Consider the following 14,863-nt stretch of genomic DNA (forward strand, 5'->3'; position numbering starts at 1 on the left):
GCGGGGGCTGGTGCGGGGTCCGCTGCGCCGTTCTTCCAGGCCGGGCCAGCCTTCCTGGTGGTAACGGCGGACCCATCGGTGAGCGCATTGGCGTGAGACGCCCAGTTCGGCGGCCACGTGCGCGACAGGTCGGCCGTCGAACACGACACGGCGAACCAGCAGGCATCTGCCGTGAAACGTCAGCCGGGCGTTAGCGTGACCCATCAAGACCTCCGTGCGTGGGTGAAGCGGCTAACTCCACTACGCCCGGAGGTCTTCTTCATGATCAATCACCTGCGGCCACGTGTCACCAAGATCTCGGCCAAGTACACCTAGAGCAGCCCTTCGACCAGCGCCTCGACCACGTCGTCGGCCGGGGTGCCGGGGTCGATCGGGACGGTGAGCCGGTCGAACAGCAGCCCGTCGACGGCGTAGTGGAACAGCGCGATCTCCGCCGCCCCGCCCGGCAGCCCGGCCGCCTCGTTGTAGGCGACGTCGGCGCGGAACCCCTCCAGCAGGACGCCCCGCATGAGGTCGGCCACCTCGGGCCGCCGCGCCGCCTCCAGCCGCAGCTCGAACCAGGCCAGCGTGACCTCCGGGTGGGCGCTCAACCGGCGCACGATGTCACGCAGGTGACGGGCGAACGACTCCCGTCCGGGCGGCAGGGCGGCGAGCTCGGCCAGCACCTCCGGCGTCGGGGCGAAGCGTTCGCCGATCCGGGCGACCAGGCCTTCGAGCAGCTCGGCGCGGGAGCGGAAGTAGTTGGACGCGGTGCCGGTCGGCGCGCCGCACTCGGCGTCGACCGCCCGATGGGTCAGCCCCCGCGACCCCTCCCGCGCCAGCACCCTGATGCCGGCGTCGGCCAGCTCCGCCCGTCTCCCCGCGTTCCGCGCCATGGGAAAGAGAGTAGCGCAACCACGACACATGTAGTAGTTTCGAGTCAATCACTACAGGTGCTGTGGATGGAGAAGCGCATGCGAGAACTGACCTACTACGTCGCGGTGTCGCTCGACGGCCGGATCTCCGGCCCGGCCGACGACTTCTCGGCCTTCCCGGTCGAGGGCGACCACATCGAGATGATCAAGCGGGACTACCGCGACACCCTGCCGGAGGTCGGCCTGCGGATGCTCGGCCTCACCGCCGACGGATCGCGGTTCGACACCACGCTGATGGGCTGGAACACCTACGCCGCCGGCTTCGCCCACACCCGCGACCCCTACCCGCACACCCGCCAGTACGTCTTCTCCCGCACCCGCAGCGAGCAGGACGTCCCCGACGGCATCACCCTCACCGGCGAGGACCCGGTGGAGGTGGTCAGACGCCTCAAGAAGGAGGAGGGCGCCGGCATCTGGCTCTGCGGCGGCGGCCTGCTCGCCAGTGCCCTGATCGACGAGATCGACCGGCTGGTCCTCAAGGTCAACCCGGTCGTCCTCCAGGACGGCGTCCCGCTGTTCGCCGCCCCCTACGCCCCCCGCACCTTCCGCCTGGAGCGCACCACGCCCTACGAGTCAGGCGTGGTGGTCAGCGAATATGTTCACGGCTGAGGCTTGCAGATGTTCTGGGTCGCCGTGCGGGCCGCCGGGGTGGCCGCCGCCGACGGGGTCGGGGTGGAGGTCGGCACGGTGACCTTCTCGACCTTGTTGTGCTTGGTCCCGATGATGACCTCGATGCCCTCGACGTCGGCCTGGCGCATCTCCGCGCCCGGGAGGGCGGCGGCGACGGTCTTGGCCGAGTCCTCGCGGCCCGCGGCGTAGCGGACGAAGGTGTCGGTGTAGTCGCGGCGGGCGGTGTCGCCGGCCGTCTGGGGGACCAGGAAACCGGCGGCGAGCAGGGCGTCGCGGGTGCGGGCGCCGAGACCGGTCTGAAGAGTGCCGTTGAGGACGCGGATCTGGATGCGGTTCGGCGGCACCGACAGCGGGGTCGAGCGGCTCAGCGTCGGGGTGGGCGAGGCCGTGGTCGAGGGCTTGGCCGACGGCGACGGCTTGGCCGGCTTGGCGAGGTCTTCGTCGTTGTCGATGCGGCGGAACATGTCGGCGGCGGCCGTCTTGTCCCACAGCACCGCCGACTCACCGGTCGGCGTCGTGTAGTTGACGTCGGCGATCGGCACGGTCGCGAACGACACGTCGTCGGTCGACACGTCTTTGAGCTGGGTGGCCAGGCCGAGCATGTTGTCGGACAGCTCGCTGTCGACGGTGAGGGTGCGCAGGCTGGAGTTGACCAGCGCGCTCAGCTTGACCGGGTTGGCGAGCGTGCCGCCGCTGAGGGCCTGCTGGAGCATGGCCGAGATGACCTGCTGCTGGCGGTCGATGCGGTCGAGGTCGGAGCGGGCGGTGGCCCGGGTCCGGGCGTAGGCGAGGGCGTTGATGCCGTCGAGGTTGTGGGTCCCGGCCGTCAGGACGAGCTTGGTCTTGTCGTCGTTGATGGGGACGGGTGTGCAGACCGTGACGCCGCCGATCGAGTCGACCACGTCGATGAAGCCCAGCACGTTGACCTCGACGTAGTGGTTGATCCGCATGCCGGTGGCGGCCTGCACGGTCCGGACGGCGAGCTTCGCGCCGCCGAACTGGTAGGCGCTGTTGATCTTGTGGGTGCCCTGGCCGGGGATCTCGGTCCACGTGTCACGCGGGAGCGAGACCACTGTCACCTTCTTGTGGTCCTCCGACACGTGGACGACCATCATCGTGTCGGTCCGCTGGCCGACCTCGCGGCCGAGGTGGAGCTGGTTCTGCTGGCGGCGGGACAGGTTGTCGCGCTTGTCGACGCCCACCAGGAGGATGTTCATCGCGCCGCGGGCGGCCGATCCGGCGGTGCCGGCGTCGACCGAGGTGATGTGGCCGGACACGTAGTTGGGCAGCGCCCACGCGAAGCCCGAGCCGACCAGGACCAGACCCGACAGGGCGCCGGTCAGCATGATCGACCGCATGCTCGCCCGGCGGTGGCGGCGGCCCCGGCGGGGTGCTGCTACTCGGACCCCTCCGTAGGCGTCCCCGCCCACGTGAACACCCGAGTCCTCCACGCGCTCCCCCTTTGAGGTTGCCGTCCACGCCCCCTCGTACAGTAGCGTGAGCGCAGCCATGAACCCCTTCCTCGACGCGCCCCCCGCGGTCTCCGTCATCATGCCGGTGCTCAACGAAGAACGGCATCTACGCGAAGCGGTCCAGCAGGTCCTCGACCAGGACTATGCGGGCCCGATCGACGTCGTCCTGGCCGTCGGGCCCTCCCGTGACCGGACCCAAGAAGTCGCCGAGTCGATCGCCGCGGCCGACTCCCGGGTGACCCTGGTGCCCAACCCGACGGGTCGCACCCCTCATGCGCTCAACGCCGCGATCAACGCCTCCAAGGGCGAGGTGGTGGCCCGCTGCGACGGCCACGCCATGCTGCCCAGAGACTACGTGCGCACCGCCGTGGAGACCCTCCAGGAGACCGGCGCCGACAACGTCGGCGGCATCATGGCCGCCGAGGGCGTCTCGCCGTTCGAGAAGGCGGTCGCGCGGGCGATGACCTCGAAGATCGGGGTCGGCAACGCCGCGTTCCACGTCGGCGGCGAGGGCGGCCCGGCCGACACCGTCTATCTGGGCGTCTTCCGGCGCACCGCCCTTGAGCGGGTCGGCGGCTACGACGAACACTTCCAGCGCGCGCAGGACTGGGAGATGAACCACCGCATCCGGGAGACCGGCGGCCTGGTGTGGTTCCAGCCGCGCATGCGGGTCTCCTACCGGCCGCGCGCGACCGTCCGGGCGCTGGCCAGCCAGTACTTCCACTACGGCCGGTGGCGCCGGGTCGTGGCCCGGACCCATTCCGGCACCATCAACCTGCGCTACCTCGCGCCGCCGATCGCCGTCACGGCGATCGTGCTCGGGCTCGTCGCCGGGTTCTTCTGGCCGCCCGCCTTCGTCGTGCCGGTGGGCTACGTGCTGGCCATCGCCGCCGGTTCGGTGCTGACCGGCAAGGACCTCGAACCGGCCGCGCTGCTGCGCCTCCCGGTCGTCTACGCCACCATGCACCTGTCGTGGGGCACCGGCTTCATCACCAGCCCGAAGCGGCTGCGCAAGAAGTCCGAGACGGTCGGGTTACAGGACCTGTTTCACTAGCCCCTGCCGGTAGGCCTCGTCGACGGCCGCGGCGAACCGGGCCATCGGTTCGCCGTCGCCGAGCAGGTAGTCGCGCAGGCCGAGGCGGGCGTCGGCGAGTTCGTCCTCGCCCGGGTCCTTCGAGAGCTGGGCCAGGATCCCGGGGAGCTCCCGCAGGTCCTTCGACAGCAGGTAGGCGGCCCCGGCCGACGGATAGCGGGCGACGAACTCGGCGCGCTCCCGGTCGGCCACGTTGGTGACGACATAGGGCTTGCCCGAGGCCATGAAGTCGGCGACCACACTGGAGATGTCGCTGATGAGCAGGTCGGCGTCGTTGAAGCAGTCGTACAGGCTCGGGGCCGGGCCCATGACCACCGCGCCCCCGTCGGGGTGTTCGCGGCGCAGCCGGTCGACGATCGCGCCGTGCGCGCGGCGGACCGCCATCGAGCGGTGCCCGGTCAGCGGGTGGGGCTTGTAGACGACCCTGACCCCCTCGGCGAGCAGCGCGTCGACCAGATGGGGCCCCATCGTGGCCACCGAGCTGTGGAACAGGTCCTCGGTCCAGCCCTCCCACGTGGGCGCGTAGAGCACCGACCGCGTGCGCGGCCCCTTCTCGCTGATCCCGGCCAGCTGCGGCCGGCCCACTTCGACGATCGCCTCGTCGCGCACCCCGACACCGGCCCGCCGGTAGCGGTCGCGACCGGCCGGTCCGGCCACCCAGACCTGGTCATAGACCTTCGTGTACGGATTGAACGACGCCTCCTTGTCGCTGTCGCCGTGGCCGACGAACACGCTCACCACCCCCGGCACCCGGAGCATGTGGATGTTGTTGCCGACGTTGGAGGCGAACAGCGCCACCCGGGCGCTGTCGAGCCCGCGGAAGTTCATCATGTCGACGGCCGACGGGATGCACAGCACCGGCAGCGACGTCGGGGCCAGCGCCTTCAGCAGCGGCCGTTCGCGCAGCACCACGATCGCCCGCCGGGGCAGCGCCTCCAGCACGGGCAGCCACATCGACGCCTGGTAGACGGCGTTGGCCGATCCGGAGAAGTACAGGATGACCTCGGGGTCGTAGGCCCTGACCCGCTCGTCGACCAGGTGCGCGACCCGCCGCCGGTCGGCCACCGGCGCGGCCCGCCGCAGTCGCAGCCCGAGCACGGCCGTCACCGCCGCCATGCCCGCGAGCGTCACCGCCGTCCCGGCGTCGGCCGGCCAGGCCACCCCGGTCAGCCCGGAGAGCGCGGCCAGCACGACCGGCGGGACGTCGAAGTAGAGCAGCCGGGTGCCGCGCTGGCCGAGCAGCGACTCCGGCGGCGGCTTCGGCAGGGTGACCGCGAGGTTGCGCGACTCGACCGGCCGCAGGTGGTGCCACCGGTGCAGGAGCAGCGCCAGCCCGGTCTGGGTCGCGCGCATCGCGTGGAAGACGAACAGCCCGCCCGCCAGCGCCGCGAACGGCAGCCCGAGCCGGGCCAGCAGCAGCACCGCCGCCATCTCCCTGGCCAGGAACCGGACCGTCACCCCCAGGTGCACCCGGCTGAGCTGGTCGGCCGCCGCCTTCGGCAGCGCCAGTTCCGCTGTGTACGACACCAGCACCGCCGCCGCGAACACCCACGGCGCCGGGGCGAGCGCCGCCGCCGCCAGCACCGGATACGAGCCCAGCACAACGCCGGTGACCAGGACTTTCTTCCCCATAGGGGAGGGTTACCCCGTCAGTCGCACATCGATCACCTGTCCGGTCAAAGGCGACACCAGCACATCGATGCTGGTCTGCGCCACGGCGTACGGAGACAGCAGGGACGTGGGCGGCTCGTCGCCGAACGCGCGCTGCCGCATCGGCGTGGCGGTGCGTTCGGGGTTCACGCAGTTGACCCGGATGCCGTGGGGCGCCCACTCGTCGGCCAGCGCCTGGGTCAGGTTGACGACGGCGGCCTTGGTGGAGGAGTAGAGGCTGTAGTCGGCCCGGCCGCGCGTGTAGGAGGAGGAGGTGTAGAGCAGCAGGTGGCCGCGCGACTCGGCGAGGTACTTGAACGCCGCCCTGGCCACGTTGACCGGGCCCAGGTAGTTGACCCCGACGGCCTCCTCGACGGTCGTGAGGCCGGTGTCGGCCAGCTTGCCCATGTGGAGCACGGCGGCGGTGTTGACGACGTAGTCGATGCGGCCGGTGGCGGCGTACACCCCGTGAAGGGCCTCGGCCACGGCGGCGGCGTCCTGCACCGGGACCCCGCCGCGGGTGCGGGAGAAGACGTGGGTGTCGGCGCCGTGCTTGCCCGCGAGCTCGGCGACGTCGGCGCCGATGCCGTAGGAGCCGCCGAAGACGACCACCACCCTGCCGGTGAGGTCGAGGCCGGGCTGCGGCTCGGGCGGGGTGGCGGCGGCGAGCTGGAACAGCTTGTCGGCGATGTAGACGTCGACCGGGTGGGTCACCTTCATGTTGTGCTCGCTGCCGGGCACGATCGAGATCGGCACGTCGGGCCGGTAGCGCAGCATCACGCCGCAGTCGTCGGTGGCGGGCCGCCTGTCGAAGTCGGGGTCGGCCAGGGCGCGCCGGTAGGCGTCGCGGATCACCGACAGCCGGAAGCACTGCGGGGTCTGCCCGCGCCGCAGCCAGGCGCGGTCGGGGATGTCCCGGATGATCTCGCCGGACGGCCCGGGGACCGCCACCACCACGGTGTCGCTCGACGGGATCGCGACGTCGACCGCCTGGAACTCCTGGAGCTTCCGCACGCACTCGGCGATGATGCGCGGCTCGATCAGGGGCCGCACGGCGTCGTGGAGCAGGACGTCACATTCCTCGTCACCCAGGGCGGAAAGGGCTCGCCAGGTCGACTCGGTCCGGCTCGAACCTCCGTCGATCACCTTGCTGACCTTCGTGAAACCGTTACGCTCCACGAGCGCCCGCACCTCGTCGCCGAACCCGGGGGTCATCAGCACGACGACCTCGTCGATGTCGGGGTGACCGTCGAAGACGGACAGGGTGTGCTCCAGGATGGTCCGGCCAGCGATCTTGAGGAGCTGCTTCGGCGTGTTCAGCCCGACCCGCTGGCCGACGCCTCCGGCCAGGACGACACCGACCGTGCGCAACCGTGATTCGATCATCTTGATCCTCCCCGCCCGCACCATACCCGCCGGGGTGATTGCCCATTAGTGATCACTCGGTTACTTTTCGGGTTACGGCGGGCGTCGAGCGAAATGGGGTCTGACATGCAGGTTCAGCCCGACACGGTCACGCAGACCGTGGCGGTCGTGCTCGCCAACACCCCTGCGGCCCGGCTGGTCTGCGACGGGGGCACCGTGCTCGGACGGCTCACCGAGCAGCTCACCTCTATTCCGGTCGCGGTCAGAGTGGTCGGGCGCGCGGGCGGCGACCTCGCCGAGGACCTCAGGGAGATCGCCGTCGTGGCCAGGGCCGGCTCCGCGCCGCTGGCCATCATCTCAGGTGACGTGGTCGCCCACACCCAGGCCATCGCCGGACTGCTCGCCTACCCGGGGCGCGGCACCGGCGCGCTGGTCGGCCCCGACGGGCCCGGCCCGAGCCCGGTCCGGGCCGAGGACGACCGCGTCGTGGCCGCCGGGAACTCCTTCCACCAGCTCGTCGGGGCCAACGCGACCTTCCGGGGCGTGCTCCAGGTCGGCGCGGCCGATCTGCGCGCGCTGGCCTCGGTCGCGGCCGAGCTGAGCGACCTGGCCCGCGACGACCTGCTCGGCGGCGCCCGCGACGACGAGGCGGCCGACCTGCTGCTGGCCGGGCTGGTGCGCTCGGGCGTCCGGGTCGCGGCGGTGCCGCTGGGGCGGCTCCACGCCGAACGGGTGGCCGGGCAGGAGGCCGCCGACGCCGCGTTCGGCCGTCTCGGCGCGGTCGACGAGGAGCGCGCCCGCCTCGACGCCGCCGTCAAGCAGGACGACGGCTTCTTCGCCACCTACGCCGTCAGCACCTGGTCGCGCCACGTCGTGAAGGCGGCGGCCTGGCTGCGGCTGACGCCCAACGGGGTGACCGGCATCTCGGTCGGGCTGGCCCTGATGGCCGCGATCTGGTTCTCCAGCGGGACCCGCGCCGCCCAGCTCGCCGGGGCGGTCGCGCTCTACCTGTCGTTCGTGCTCGACTGCGTCGACGGGCAGCTCGCCCGCTACACCCGGCAGTTCTCCCCGATGGGGGCCTGGCTCGACGCGACGTTCGACCGGGTCAAGGAGTACGTGGTGTACGTCGGGCTGGCCATCGGCTACTCCGGGGGAGCGGTGGGCGGGCTCACCGGGCCCGACGGCATCTGGGCCCTGGCGGTCGCCGCGATGCTGCTGCAGGCCGTCCGGCACATGATCGATTTCTCGTACGCCGGTGCGGTCGCCGACGCCGCCAAGGTGGGTTCGGCCTACCGGACCCCCAGCGGCACTGTGGCGGTGGCCGCCGACGGCGTCGGGCTGGTGCGGCTGGCCGGGAGGTTCGAGAAGGGCGCGGTCACCCGCTGGGCCAAGAGGATCGTGGTGCTGCCGATCGGCGAGCGCATGGCGCTCATCGCGATCACGGCCGCGTTCTTCAACGCCCACGTCACGTTCGTCGCCCTGCTGGTCTGGGGCGGCATCGCCGCCCTCTACACGCTCACCGGACGGATCGCGAGGTCATTGTGAGGACACTGCCGTGACGACGGTTCACCTTTCGCCGGTGCCCGCCGGGCACGTGGTCGCCTACCGCGACGACGGCCCGCTCTCCGGCGCGATGGGCACGATGGTCTCCGGCCAGATCCCGCCGCTGCCGCCGGCCCTGGTGGGCATGGTCGTGACCGGCGTGCTGCTGGTCCTCGGCATCGCCGGCACCGACGGCCCGGCGGTCTTCGCCCCGGCGGTCGCGCTGCTGCTGGCCGGGCCCGGCTCCTCCCACCGGCACGACGGGCGGCTCGACTGGCTGGTGCCGCCGATCCTGCGCGTCACCGAATACGGCTTCGTGGCCATGGTCGGCTTCGCCCACGGGGTGCCCCCGGTGATCATCTTCCTGCTGCTCGGCGCTATCCTCTTCCACCATTACGACCTGGTCTACCGGGTCCGCCAGCACGTCTATCCGCCCGCGTGGCTCGCGGCGGCCGGGCTCGGCTGGGAGGGCCGGATGCTCGTGGTCGCCGCCGGGGCCTGGTTCGACGGCGTCGCGGCGGTGTTCGTGCTGCTGGCCGTCTACCTGTGGGGGATGTTCGGCTGGGAGAGCCTGACCTGCTGGCTGGCCGCCCCGCGTACCGGGACAGAGGCCGCCAATCTCGGCATCCAAGATTAATCTGAACATTAGCCCTCAAGCGGATTACACGTTCGGGTCCGGTTGGCAACTAACCTGTGGGGTTACACGCAGTTCGACCCCAAGGAGCGCACGTTGCTGGGAATGGTGCTGGCCGCCGGAGCCGGCCGCCGTCTAAGGCCCTACACCGACACTCTGCCCAAGGCGCTGGTGCCGGTCGACGGGGAGACGACGATCCTGGACATCGCCCTGGGCAACCTCGCCGCGGTGGACCTCCGCGAGGTCGTGGTGATCGTGGGCTACCAGGCGCAGGCCGTCGTCGACCGCAAGGCGGCCCTTGAGGAGCGCCACGGGGTGAACCTGACGCTGGTCTTCAACGACAAGGCCGAAGAGTGGAACAACGCCTATTCGCTGTGGTGCGCCCGTGACTACTTCTCCCACGGCGTGCTGCTGGTGAACGGCGACACCGTCCACCCCGTCTCGGTCGAGCACACCCTGCTGAACGCCCCCGAGACCAGCGACATCCTGCTCGCGGTCGACGACGTGAAGACGCTGGGCGACGAGGAGATGAAAGTCACCCTCGCGGGCGACGACCTCAAGCGCATCACCAAGCTGATGGAGCCCTCCGAGGCCTACGGCGAGTACATCGGCGCGACCCTCATCCGGCCGGGCGCCGCCGAACGCCTGGCCGACGCGCTGCGTACCACCTTCGAGCGCGACCCCCAGCTCTACTACGAAGACGGCTACCAGGAGATGGTCGAGCGCGGCGAGGCCATCCACGTCGCCCCGATCGGAGACGTGCGCTGGGTCGAGGTCGACAACCACGACGACCTCGCCAAGGCCCGCACCATCGCCACCACCTACTGAGAGGGGGGCACATGCCGATCCTGGCGAGGATGCTCCCCGCCCCCATCACGATGGAAGTACGCCGGGGCGCCATCGCGCAGCTCGGGTCGCTGCTGTCCGACAGCCGGGTGGCGACCTCCGGCCGGGTCGCGGTGGCCGTCGGCGCGGGCCTCGGCGACCGCATCACCAAGGTCATCGCCCCCTCCCTCGGCGACGCCGAGGTCTTCCGGGTGCCCGACGGCTCGGTCGACGCGGCCGTCGCCCTCGGCGCCGACCTGCGCAAGGGCGCCTACGAGGCGCTGGTGGGCATCGGCGGCGGCCGGACCATCGACGTCACCAAGTACGCCGCCTCGCTGGCCGGGATCCCCATGGTCGCCGTGGCGACCAACCTGGCCCACGACGGCATCTGCTCGCCGGTGGCCTCCCTCACCCACGAGGGCGGCAAGGGCTCGTTCGGCGTGCCGATGCCGCTGGCCATCATGATCGACCTCGACTTCGTCCACGACGCCCCGCAGGCGCTGGTGCGCTCGGGGGTCGGCGACGTGATCAGCAACCTGTCGGCGATCGAGGACTGGCAGCTCGGCAACGCCGAGCGCGGTGAGCCGATCGACGGGCTGGCCTGCTCGATGGCGCGGACGGCCGCCGAGGCCATCATCGGCAGGCGCGACTCCGTCGAGTCCGACGCGTTCCTGACCGTCTTGGCCGAGGCTTTGATTCTTTCCGGCATGTCGATGGTCATCGCCGGGTCAAGCCGGCCGACCAGCGGCGGCGATCATGAAATCATGCATGCCGTGGACCAGCTCTTCCCCGGGACCTCCAACCACGGTGAGCTGGCCGGGATCGGCGCCGCCTTCTGCTACTACCTGCGGGCGGACGAGGCGCGGTTCGGCCAGGTCGTCGAGTGCCTGCGCGGGCACGACCTGCCGCTGACCCACGGCGACATCGGCCTGACCGCCGACCAGTTCGTCGAGGCGGTCATGCTGGCCCCGTCGACCCGCCCGGGGCGGTTCACCATCCTGGAACACCTGCGCCTGTCCGAGTCCGAGATCCGTGATCGAGTTGAGGGTTATGTCCACGCCGTCGGTCGCTGAGGTACGCGCCAAGGCGCAGCCCGAGATGACCCTGGAGCGCCGCAACGGTGAACACTGGGCCGGCCTGCTCTACATGCGCAAACTGTCCATCTACGTCACCTGGGCGCTGGCCCGCACCCCCATCACCCCCAACCAGGTCACCGGTCTGATGATCGTGACCGGGGTGGCCGCGGGCGCGGTGCTGGTGCTGCCGGGGCTGGCCGCCGCCGTGCTGGCGGCGATCCTGGTGCAGGTCTACCTGCTGCTCGACTGCTCCGACGGCGAGCTCGCCCGGTGGACCGGCCGCACCTCCCTCACCGGGGTCTACCTCGACCGGGTGGGCCACTACTTCGCCGAGGCCGCCATCCTCATCGGCCTGGGCTTCCGGGCCTCCGAGACGTGGCCCGACTGGTACACCGTGCTCGGGTTCGCCGCCGCTCTGGGCGCGATCCTGATCAAGTCGGAGACCGACCTGGTCGACGTCGCGCGGGCCCGGTCGGGGCTGGTCGCGGCGACCGAGGTCTCGGCCACCCAGTTCCAGTCGCGCAAGCTGGCGCTGGCCCGGCGGGCGGCGGCGGCGCTGCGGTTCCACCGGGTGATCCAGGCGGTGGAGCTGTCACTCATCGTGGTGGTCGCGGCCGTGCTCGACTTCTGGTTCCCGGCGACGCGCATTCTTGTCGTGGCGTGCGCGATCATTGCCGGTGTGCAACTTATTCTGCACTTGGTGAGCATTCTCGCCTCACGGCGGCTCGCTTGAGTTTTGCGGCGATCTCTCTTCTCCGGACACTTCGTGTTTGGTGGGTGTTCGCCGCTGGTTCCGATACGCTTAGTCCGGATTTGCCCGCCCAAAAAGACTCGGTGATCATGAAATCGTGTGTCTCCCACCTCGCGCCGGGGCGATGACGCATGAAGATTTCCTGTGTCATTCTCACGATGGGTAACCGCATCCCGGAGCTCGACCGCGCCGTCGAGTCGGCGTTGACGCAGGTTGACGGGGATATCGAGGTCGTCGTGGTCGGCAACGGCGTCGACGTGCCGCCGCTGGGCGTGGCCCCGCCGCCCGGCTCCTCCGCCGTGGTGAAGACCGTGCGCCTCGACCACAACGTCGGCATCCCCGAAGGACGCAACCGGGGGACGCAGGAGTGCTCGGGCGACGTCGTGCTGTTCCTCGACGACGACGGCTGGTACGCCAACGACAAGGTCGCCTCCCACGTCCGCGAGCGCTTCGCGGCCGAGCCCGACCTGGCCGTCATCTCCTTCCGGGTGATGGACCCCGACGGCGGGGTCGTGCAGCGCCGCCACGTGCCCCGGCTGCGGGCCGGCGACCCCGAGCGGAGCTCGCCCGTCACGACCTTCCTGGGCGGCGCCTGCGCCATCAGGCGGTCGGCGTTCCTCCAGGTCGGCGGCCTGCCGGAGAAGTTCTTCTACGCCCACGAGGAGACCGACCTGGCCTGGCGGCTGCTCGGCGAGGGCTACCGGATCGAATACGACGCCGAGACGGTCATGTTCCACCCGCTCGTGCTGCCGACCCGCCACGCCGACTTCTACCGGCTCAACGCACGCAACCGCGTCTGGCTGGCCCGGCGCAACCTGCCGTGGCCGCTGGTGCTGCTCTACCTCGGCAACTGGATGCTGCTGACGCTGCTGCGCGACCGCTCGCCGTTCGCGCTGCGCGCCTGGTTCCGCGGCTTCGCCGAGGGCTGGCGCGAGTCGGCGGGCGAACGCCGCCCGATGGCGTGGCGGACGGCCTGGCACATGCTCATGCTCGGCCGCCCCCCGATCGTCTAGCTAGAACGCCTCTCCGAAGCTCATGGCGACGTGGGCGGCGGTCATCGACCCCAGCGCGCGCTTGGGCAGCCCGAGTTCGCTGAGCTCCTTGGCGATCGGGTGGTTGCCCAGCCGGATCAGCGCGCCGCCCGGCCGGGCCCGCACCCCGCTCGCCTTCACGCTCCAGCCGGTGCGCCGGGTCGCGCCGTCGCGCTGCGCGAACGCCTCCAGCGCCGGCAGCCCCGCGTTCGGCACCGGCACGCCGGGGCGGAGCAGGATGTCGAGCACGAGCCGCCCGTCCTTGCGCAGCACGCAGCGCTTGTAGGGCGTGCTCTGCCGGACGTCGATGTCGGCCAGTTCCTTCGGGAAGCCCCAGATCACCCGGCCCGCCTCCAGCGTGAACGTCTGGTCGACCGGCAGCCAGTGGACGAACGCGGCCGACCCGCTGGCCCTGATGTCGAGCACCCCCGCCCGCGCCGACCGGCGGGGCGGCGGCCCGGCCTCCGGAGGACGGACCCAGAAGACGACCCCGAACTCGTGGTAGGACCCCAGGTCGGAGTCCTTGTAGTCGGCGAAGAGGAGCGTGCACAGCGCCTTGCCCGGGAGGATCTCGGTCACGTCGAGGCCCGAGTAGGCGATGACCGCCCGAGCCGCGTCGGCCCGGACGAGATAGGTCGCCGCGCCCGCCGTCGCGTCCCTGACCTCCACCGGAAGGTCCACCCGGCGGCCCTGGATGAGATGGCTAGCCATAACCCCAGTACATCAACGCGGGCCCCGGAACGTACAGACTCACACCGCTACGGCGCGGTGCCCGCCGCGGACCGTCACCCGGCCGCGGGCCGAGGCCCAGTTCTCCAGCAGGCCGACGAACTCCGGCGCCCGGTCGGGCCAGTGGAAGGAGGCGCGCGCCTCGGCGTGGCCCTCGGCCGACAGCTTCGCGCGGTGCGCCGGGTCGTCGCGGAGCGCCAGCACCGCCCGGTAGGCGGCCTGCACGTCGCCGAACGGCACGACCGTGCCGCAGCCCTTCATGGCCTCGACGGCCCTGGGCAGCGGCGTCGTGATCACCGGCACGCCCTGGGCCATGTACTCGATCACCTTGGTCGGCGTGGAGTCGCGGTAGTTCGGCACGTCGTGCAGGAGCGACAGGCCCGCCAGGGCGCCCTGGGTCATCCGCAGGGCGTGCCGGTTGGGGACGTATCCGAACCAGTCGAGCAGACCGGTCCGCTGCGCGTCGCGGAGCATCGGGCGCACCTCGGCGTCGGCCGGGCCGATGAGGTCGATCCTGATCCCGTGGGGGCGCAGCAGCCTCGCCAGCTCGATCATCTCGGCCGCGCCGCGCGCCTCGGAGATGTGGCCGACGTACACGACCCGGGACTCGCCCGGAGGGGGTGGGGCGACCTCGGAGACGTAGGTGTGGTTGGGCACCACCGGGTGGTCCTGGGTGAACCGCTCGCGGTAGGACTCCTCGGCCAGGATCAGGTGCAGGCGGCGCTCCGCGCGGGCCTCGACGTTCCGCAGCAGCGGCGGGAGCGTGGTGCGGGCCCAGTCCGGCAGGTACGGCTTGGCGTCGAGGGCGGCGACGGTGTCCTCGTGCACGTCCCACACCGTCACCGGACGCCGCCTCGGCAGCGCCAGCAGCAGCTCGATGTCGTGGACCAGCAGAAGGTCGGCGTCGGCGCAGCCCCGCTTCAGCGCGCTCCGCGCCGCCCGCAGCGCCTTGGCCCGGCGCAGGCCGACGGCGCGCGGCACGTCGATCGCCCGGATGCCCGGCTGCGGGGTCACGTTGCAGTGGGTGAACGGCGCCACGTACGTGACCTCATGGCCCGCGTCGAGCAGCGCCCGGATCTGGCGGTGCATGATCCGGGCGTCCTCCGGATGGTGGACGACCGTGCCGACACATACCTTCATGCAGCGAGGCT

15 protein-coding genes are annotated in these 14,863 nt (G+C 71.3%); 8 read left to right on the forward strand and 7 right to left on the reverse strand.

Annotated elements, in window-relative coordinates; all coding sequences use genetic code 11:
* Both AW270_RS38100 and AW270_RS29200 read right to left on the reverse strand, forming a co-directional pair.
* Positions 1–204: helix-turn-helix domain-containing protein (locus AW270_RS38100; RefSeq protein ID WP_157522790.1), on the reverse strand; the 204-nt coding region annotated here is incomplete at its 3' end.
* A gap of 107 nt (positions 205–311) precedes the next feature.
* Positions 312–875 carry a TetR/AcrR family transcriptional regulator gene (locus AW270_RS29200; protein ID WP_061299339.1) on the reverse strand — a complete coding sequence of 188 codons (564 nt, stop codon included), beginning with the start codon at positions 873–875 and terminating at the stop codon, positions 312–314.
* A 78-nt stretch (positions 876–953) separates the two neighbouring features.
* Between AW270_RS29200 and AW270_RS29205 the strand changes: the two genes are divergently transcribed.
* Positions 954–1,523 (forward strand): dihydrofolate reductase family protein, encoded by a 570-nt coding sequence (locus AW270_RS29205; RefSeq protein ID WP_061299468.1) that lies wholly within the window; start codon positions 954–956, stop codon positions 1,521–1,523.
* Here the strand turns inward: AW270_RS29205 and AW270_RS29210 are convergent.
* On the reverse strand, positions 1,514–2,995 hold the full coding sequence (locus AW270_RS29210) for an LCP family protein (RefSeq protein ID WP_245674908.1): 1,482 nt from the start codon (positions 2,993–2,995) through the stop codon (positions 1,514–1,516). The two genes, AW270_RS29205 and AW270_RS29210, sit on opposite strands and share 10 nt — an antisense overlap.
* Before the next feature lie 58 nt (positions 2,996–3,053).
* On the opposite strand from AW270_RS29210, the gene AW270_RS29215 reads away from it, so the two are divergent.
* Positions 3,054–4,070 carry a glycosyltransferase family 2 protein gene (locus tag AW270_RS29215; protein ID WP_061299340.1) on the forward strand — a complete coding sequence of 339 codons (1,017 nt, stop codon included), beginning with the start codon at positions 3,054–3,056 and terminating at the stop codon, positions 4,068–4,070.
* Here AW270_RS29215 and AW270_RS29220 read toward each other — a convergent pair.
* Positions 4,050–5,741 carry a CDP-glycerol glycerophosphotransferase family protein gene (locus AW270_RS29220; RefSeq protein WP_061299341.1) on the reverse strand — a complete coding sequence of 564 codons (1,692 nt, stop codon included), beginning with the start codon at positions 5,739–5,741 and terminating at the stop codon, positions 4,050–4,052. The two genes, AW270_RS29215 and AW270_RS29220, sit on opposite strands and share 21 nt — an antisense overlap.
* A 9-nt stretch (positions 5,742–5,750) precedes the next feature.
* Entirely contained in the window at positions 5,751–7,145 is a 1,395-nt protein-coding gene (locus tag AW270_RS29225) for a bifunctional cytidylyltransferase/SDR family oxidoreductase (RefSeq protein ID WP_061299470.1), read from the reverse strand.
* Between the two features lie 105 nt (positions 7,146–7,250).
* Between AW270_RS29225 and AW270_RS41920 the strand changes: the two genes are divergently transcribed.
* From AW270_RS41920 to AW270_RS29255, 6 genes are all read left to right on the forward strand, one after another.
* Entirely contained in the window at positions 7,251–8,669 is a 1,419-nt protein-coding gene (locus AW270_RS41920; RefSeq protein ID WP_275477784.1) for a CDP-alcohol phosphatidyltransferase family protein, read from the forward strand.
* A 10-nt stretch (positions 8,670–8,679) separates the two neighbouring features.
* The gene (locus tag AW270_RS41925; protein ID WP_061299343.1) at positions 8,680–9,303 is read left to right on the forward strand and encodes a DUF5941 domain-containing protein; all 624 of its coding nucleotides are present in this window, start codon (positions 8,680–8,682) and stop codon (positions 9,301–9,303) included.
* Positions 9,304–9,396: 93 nt separating this feature from the next.
* Positions 9,397–10,128, forward strand: a complete 732-nt coding sequence (locus tag AW270_RS29240; RefSeq protein WP_061299344.1) for a phosphocholine cytidylyltransferase family protein — start codon at positions 9,397–9,399, stop codon at positions 10,126–10,128.
* A gap of 29 nt (positions 10,129–10,157) precedes the next feature.
* Positions 10,158–11,198, forward strand: coding sequence for an iron-containing alcohol dehydrogenase family protein (locus AW270_RS29245; RefSeq protein ID WP_061299471.1), 1,041 nt, complete (start codon positions 10,158–10,160; stop codon positions 11,196–11,198).
* Positions 11,176–11,934, forward strand: a complete 759-nt coding sequence (locus AW270_RS29250) for a CDP-alcohol phosphatidyltransferase family protein (RefSeq protein WP_061299345.1) — start codon at positions 11,176–11,178, stop codon at positions 11,932–11,934. Before AW270_RS29245 ends, AW270_RS29250 begins: the two co-directional genes overlap by 23 nt.
* A gap of 149 nt (positions 11,935–12,083) precedes the next feature.
* Positions 12,084–12,965 (forward strand): glycosyltransferase family 2 protein, encoded by an 882-nt coding sequence (locus AW270_RS29255; RefSeq protein WP_061299346.1) that lies wholly within the window; start codon positions 12,084–12,086, stop codon positions 12,963–12,965.
* Here AW270_RS29255 and AW270_RS29260 read toward each other — a convergent pair whose 3' ends face one another.
* Together AW270_RS29260 and AW270_RS29265 are read right to left on the reverse strand one after the other, a co-directional pair.
* Complete coding sequence (locus AW270_RS29260) at positions 12,966–13,694, reverse strand: acetoacetate decarboxylase family protein (RefSeq protein ID WP_061299347.1); 729 nt, start codon at positions 13,692–13,694, stop codon at positions 12,966–12,968.
* A 39-nt stretch (positions 13,695–13,733) separates the two neighbouring features.
* Positions 13,734–14,852: a glycosyltransferase family 4 protein gene (locus AW270_RS29265; RefSeq protein WP_061299348.1), complete on the reverse strand. Its 1,119-nt coding sequence runs from the start codon at positions 14,850–14,852 to the stop codon at positions 13,734–13,736.
* Between the last annotated feature and the right edge of the window lie 11 nt (positions 14,853–14,863).

Source organism: Herbidospora cretacea, from assembly GCF_001570605.1.
Lineage (GTDB): Bacteria > Actinomycetota > Actinomycetes > Streptosporangiales > Streptosporangiaceae > Herbidospora > Herbidospora cretacea.

Coding starts and splice junctions, on each gene's coding strand:
- AW270_RS29200 (WP_061299339.1), bottom strand. CDS start 875: ATGGCGCGGAACGCGGGGAGACGGGCGGAGCTGGCCGACGCCGGCATC.
- AW270_RS29205 (WP_061299468.1), top strand. CDS start 954: ATGCGAGAACTGACCTACTACGTCGCGGTGTCGCTCGACGGCCGGATC.
- AW270_RS29215 (WP_061299340.1), top strand. CDS start 3,054: ATGAACCCCTTCCTCGACGCGCCCCCCGCGGTCTCCGTCATCATGCCG.
- AW270_RS29220 (WP_061299341.1), bottom strand. CDS start 5,741: ATGGGGAAGAAAGTCCTGGTCACCGGCGTTGTGCTGGGCTCGTATCCG.
- AW270_RS29225 (WP_061299470.1), bottom strand. CDS start 7,145: ATGATCGAATCACGGTTGCGCACGGTCGGTGTCGTCCTGGCCGGAGGC.
- AW270_RS41920 (WP_275477784.1), top strand. CDS start 7,251: ATGCAGGTTCAGCCCGACACGGTCACGCAGACCGTGGCGGTCGTGCTC.
- AW270_RS29245 (WP_061299471.1), top strand. CDS start 10,158: ATGCTCCCCGCCCCCATCACGATGGAAGTACGCCGGGGCGCCATCGCG.
- AW270_RS29250 (WP_061299345.1), top strand. CDS start 11,176: ATGTCCACGCCGTCGGTCGCTGAGGTACGCGCCAAGGCGCAGCCCGAG.
- AW270_RS29255 (WP_061299346.1), top strand. CDS start 12,084: ATGAAGATTTCCTGTGTCATTCTCACGATGGGTAACCGCATCCCGGAG.
- AW270_RS29260 (WP_061299347.1), bottom strand. CDS start 13,694: ATGGCTAGCCATCTCATCCAGGGCCGCCGGGTGGACCTTCCGGTGGAG.
- AW270_RS29265 (WP_061299348.1), bottom strand. CDS start 14,852: ATGAAGGTATGTGTCGGCACGGTCGTCCACCATCCGGAGGACGCCCGG.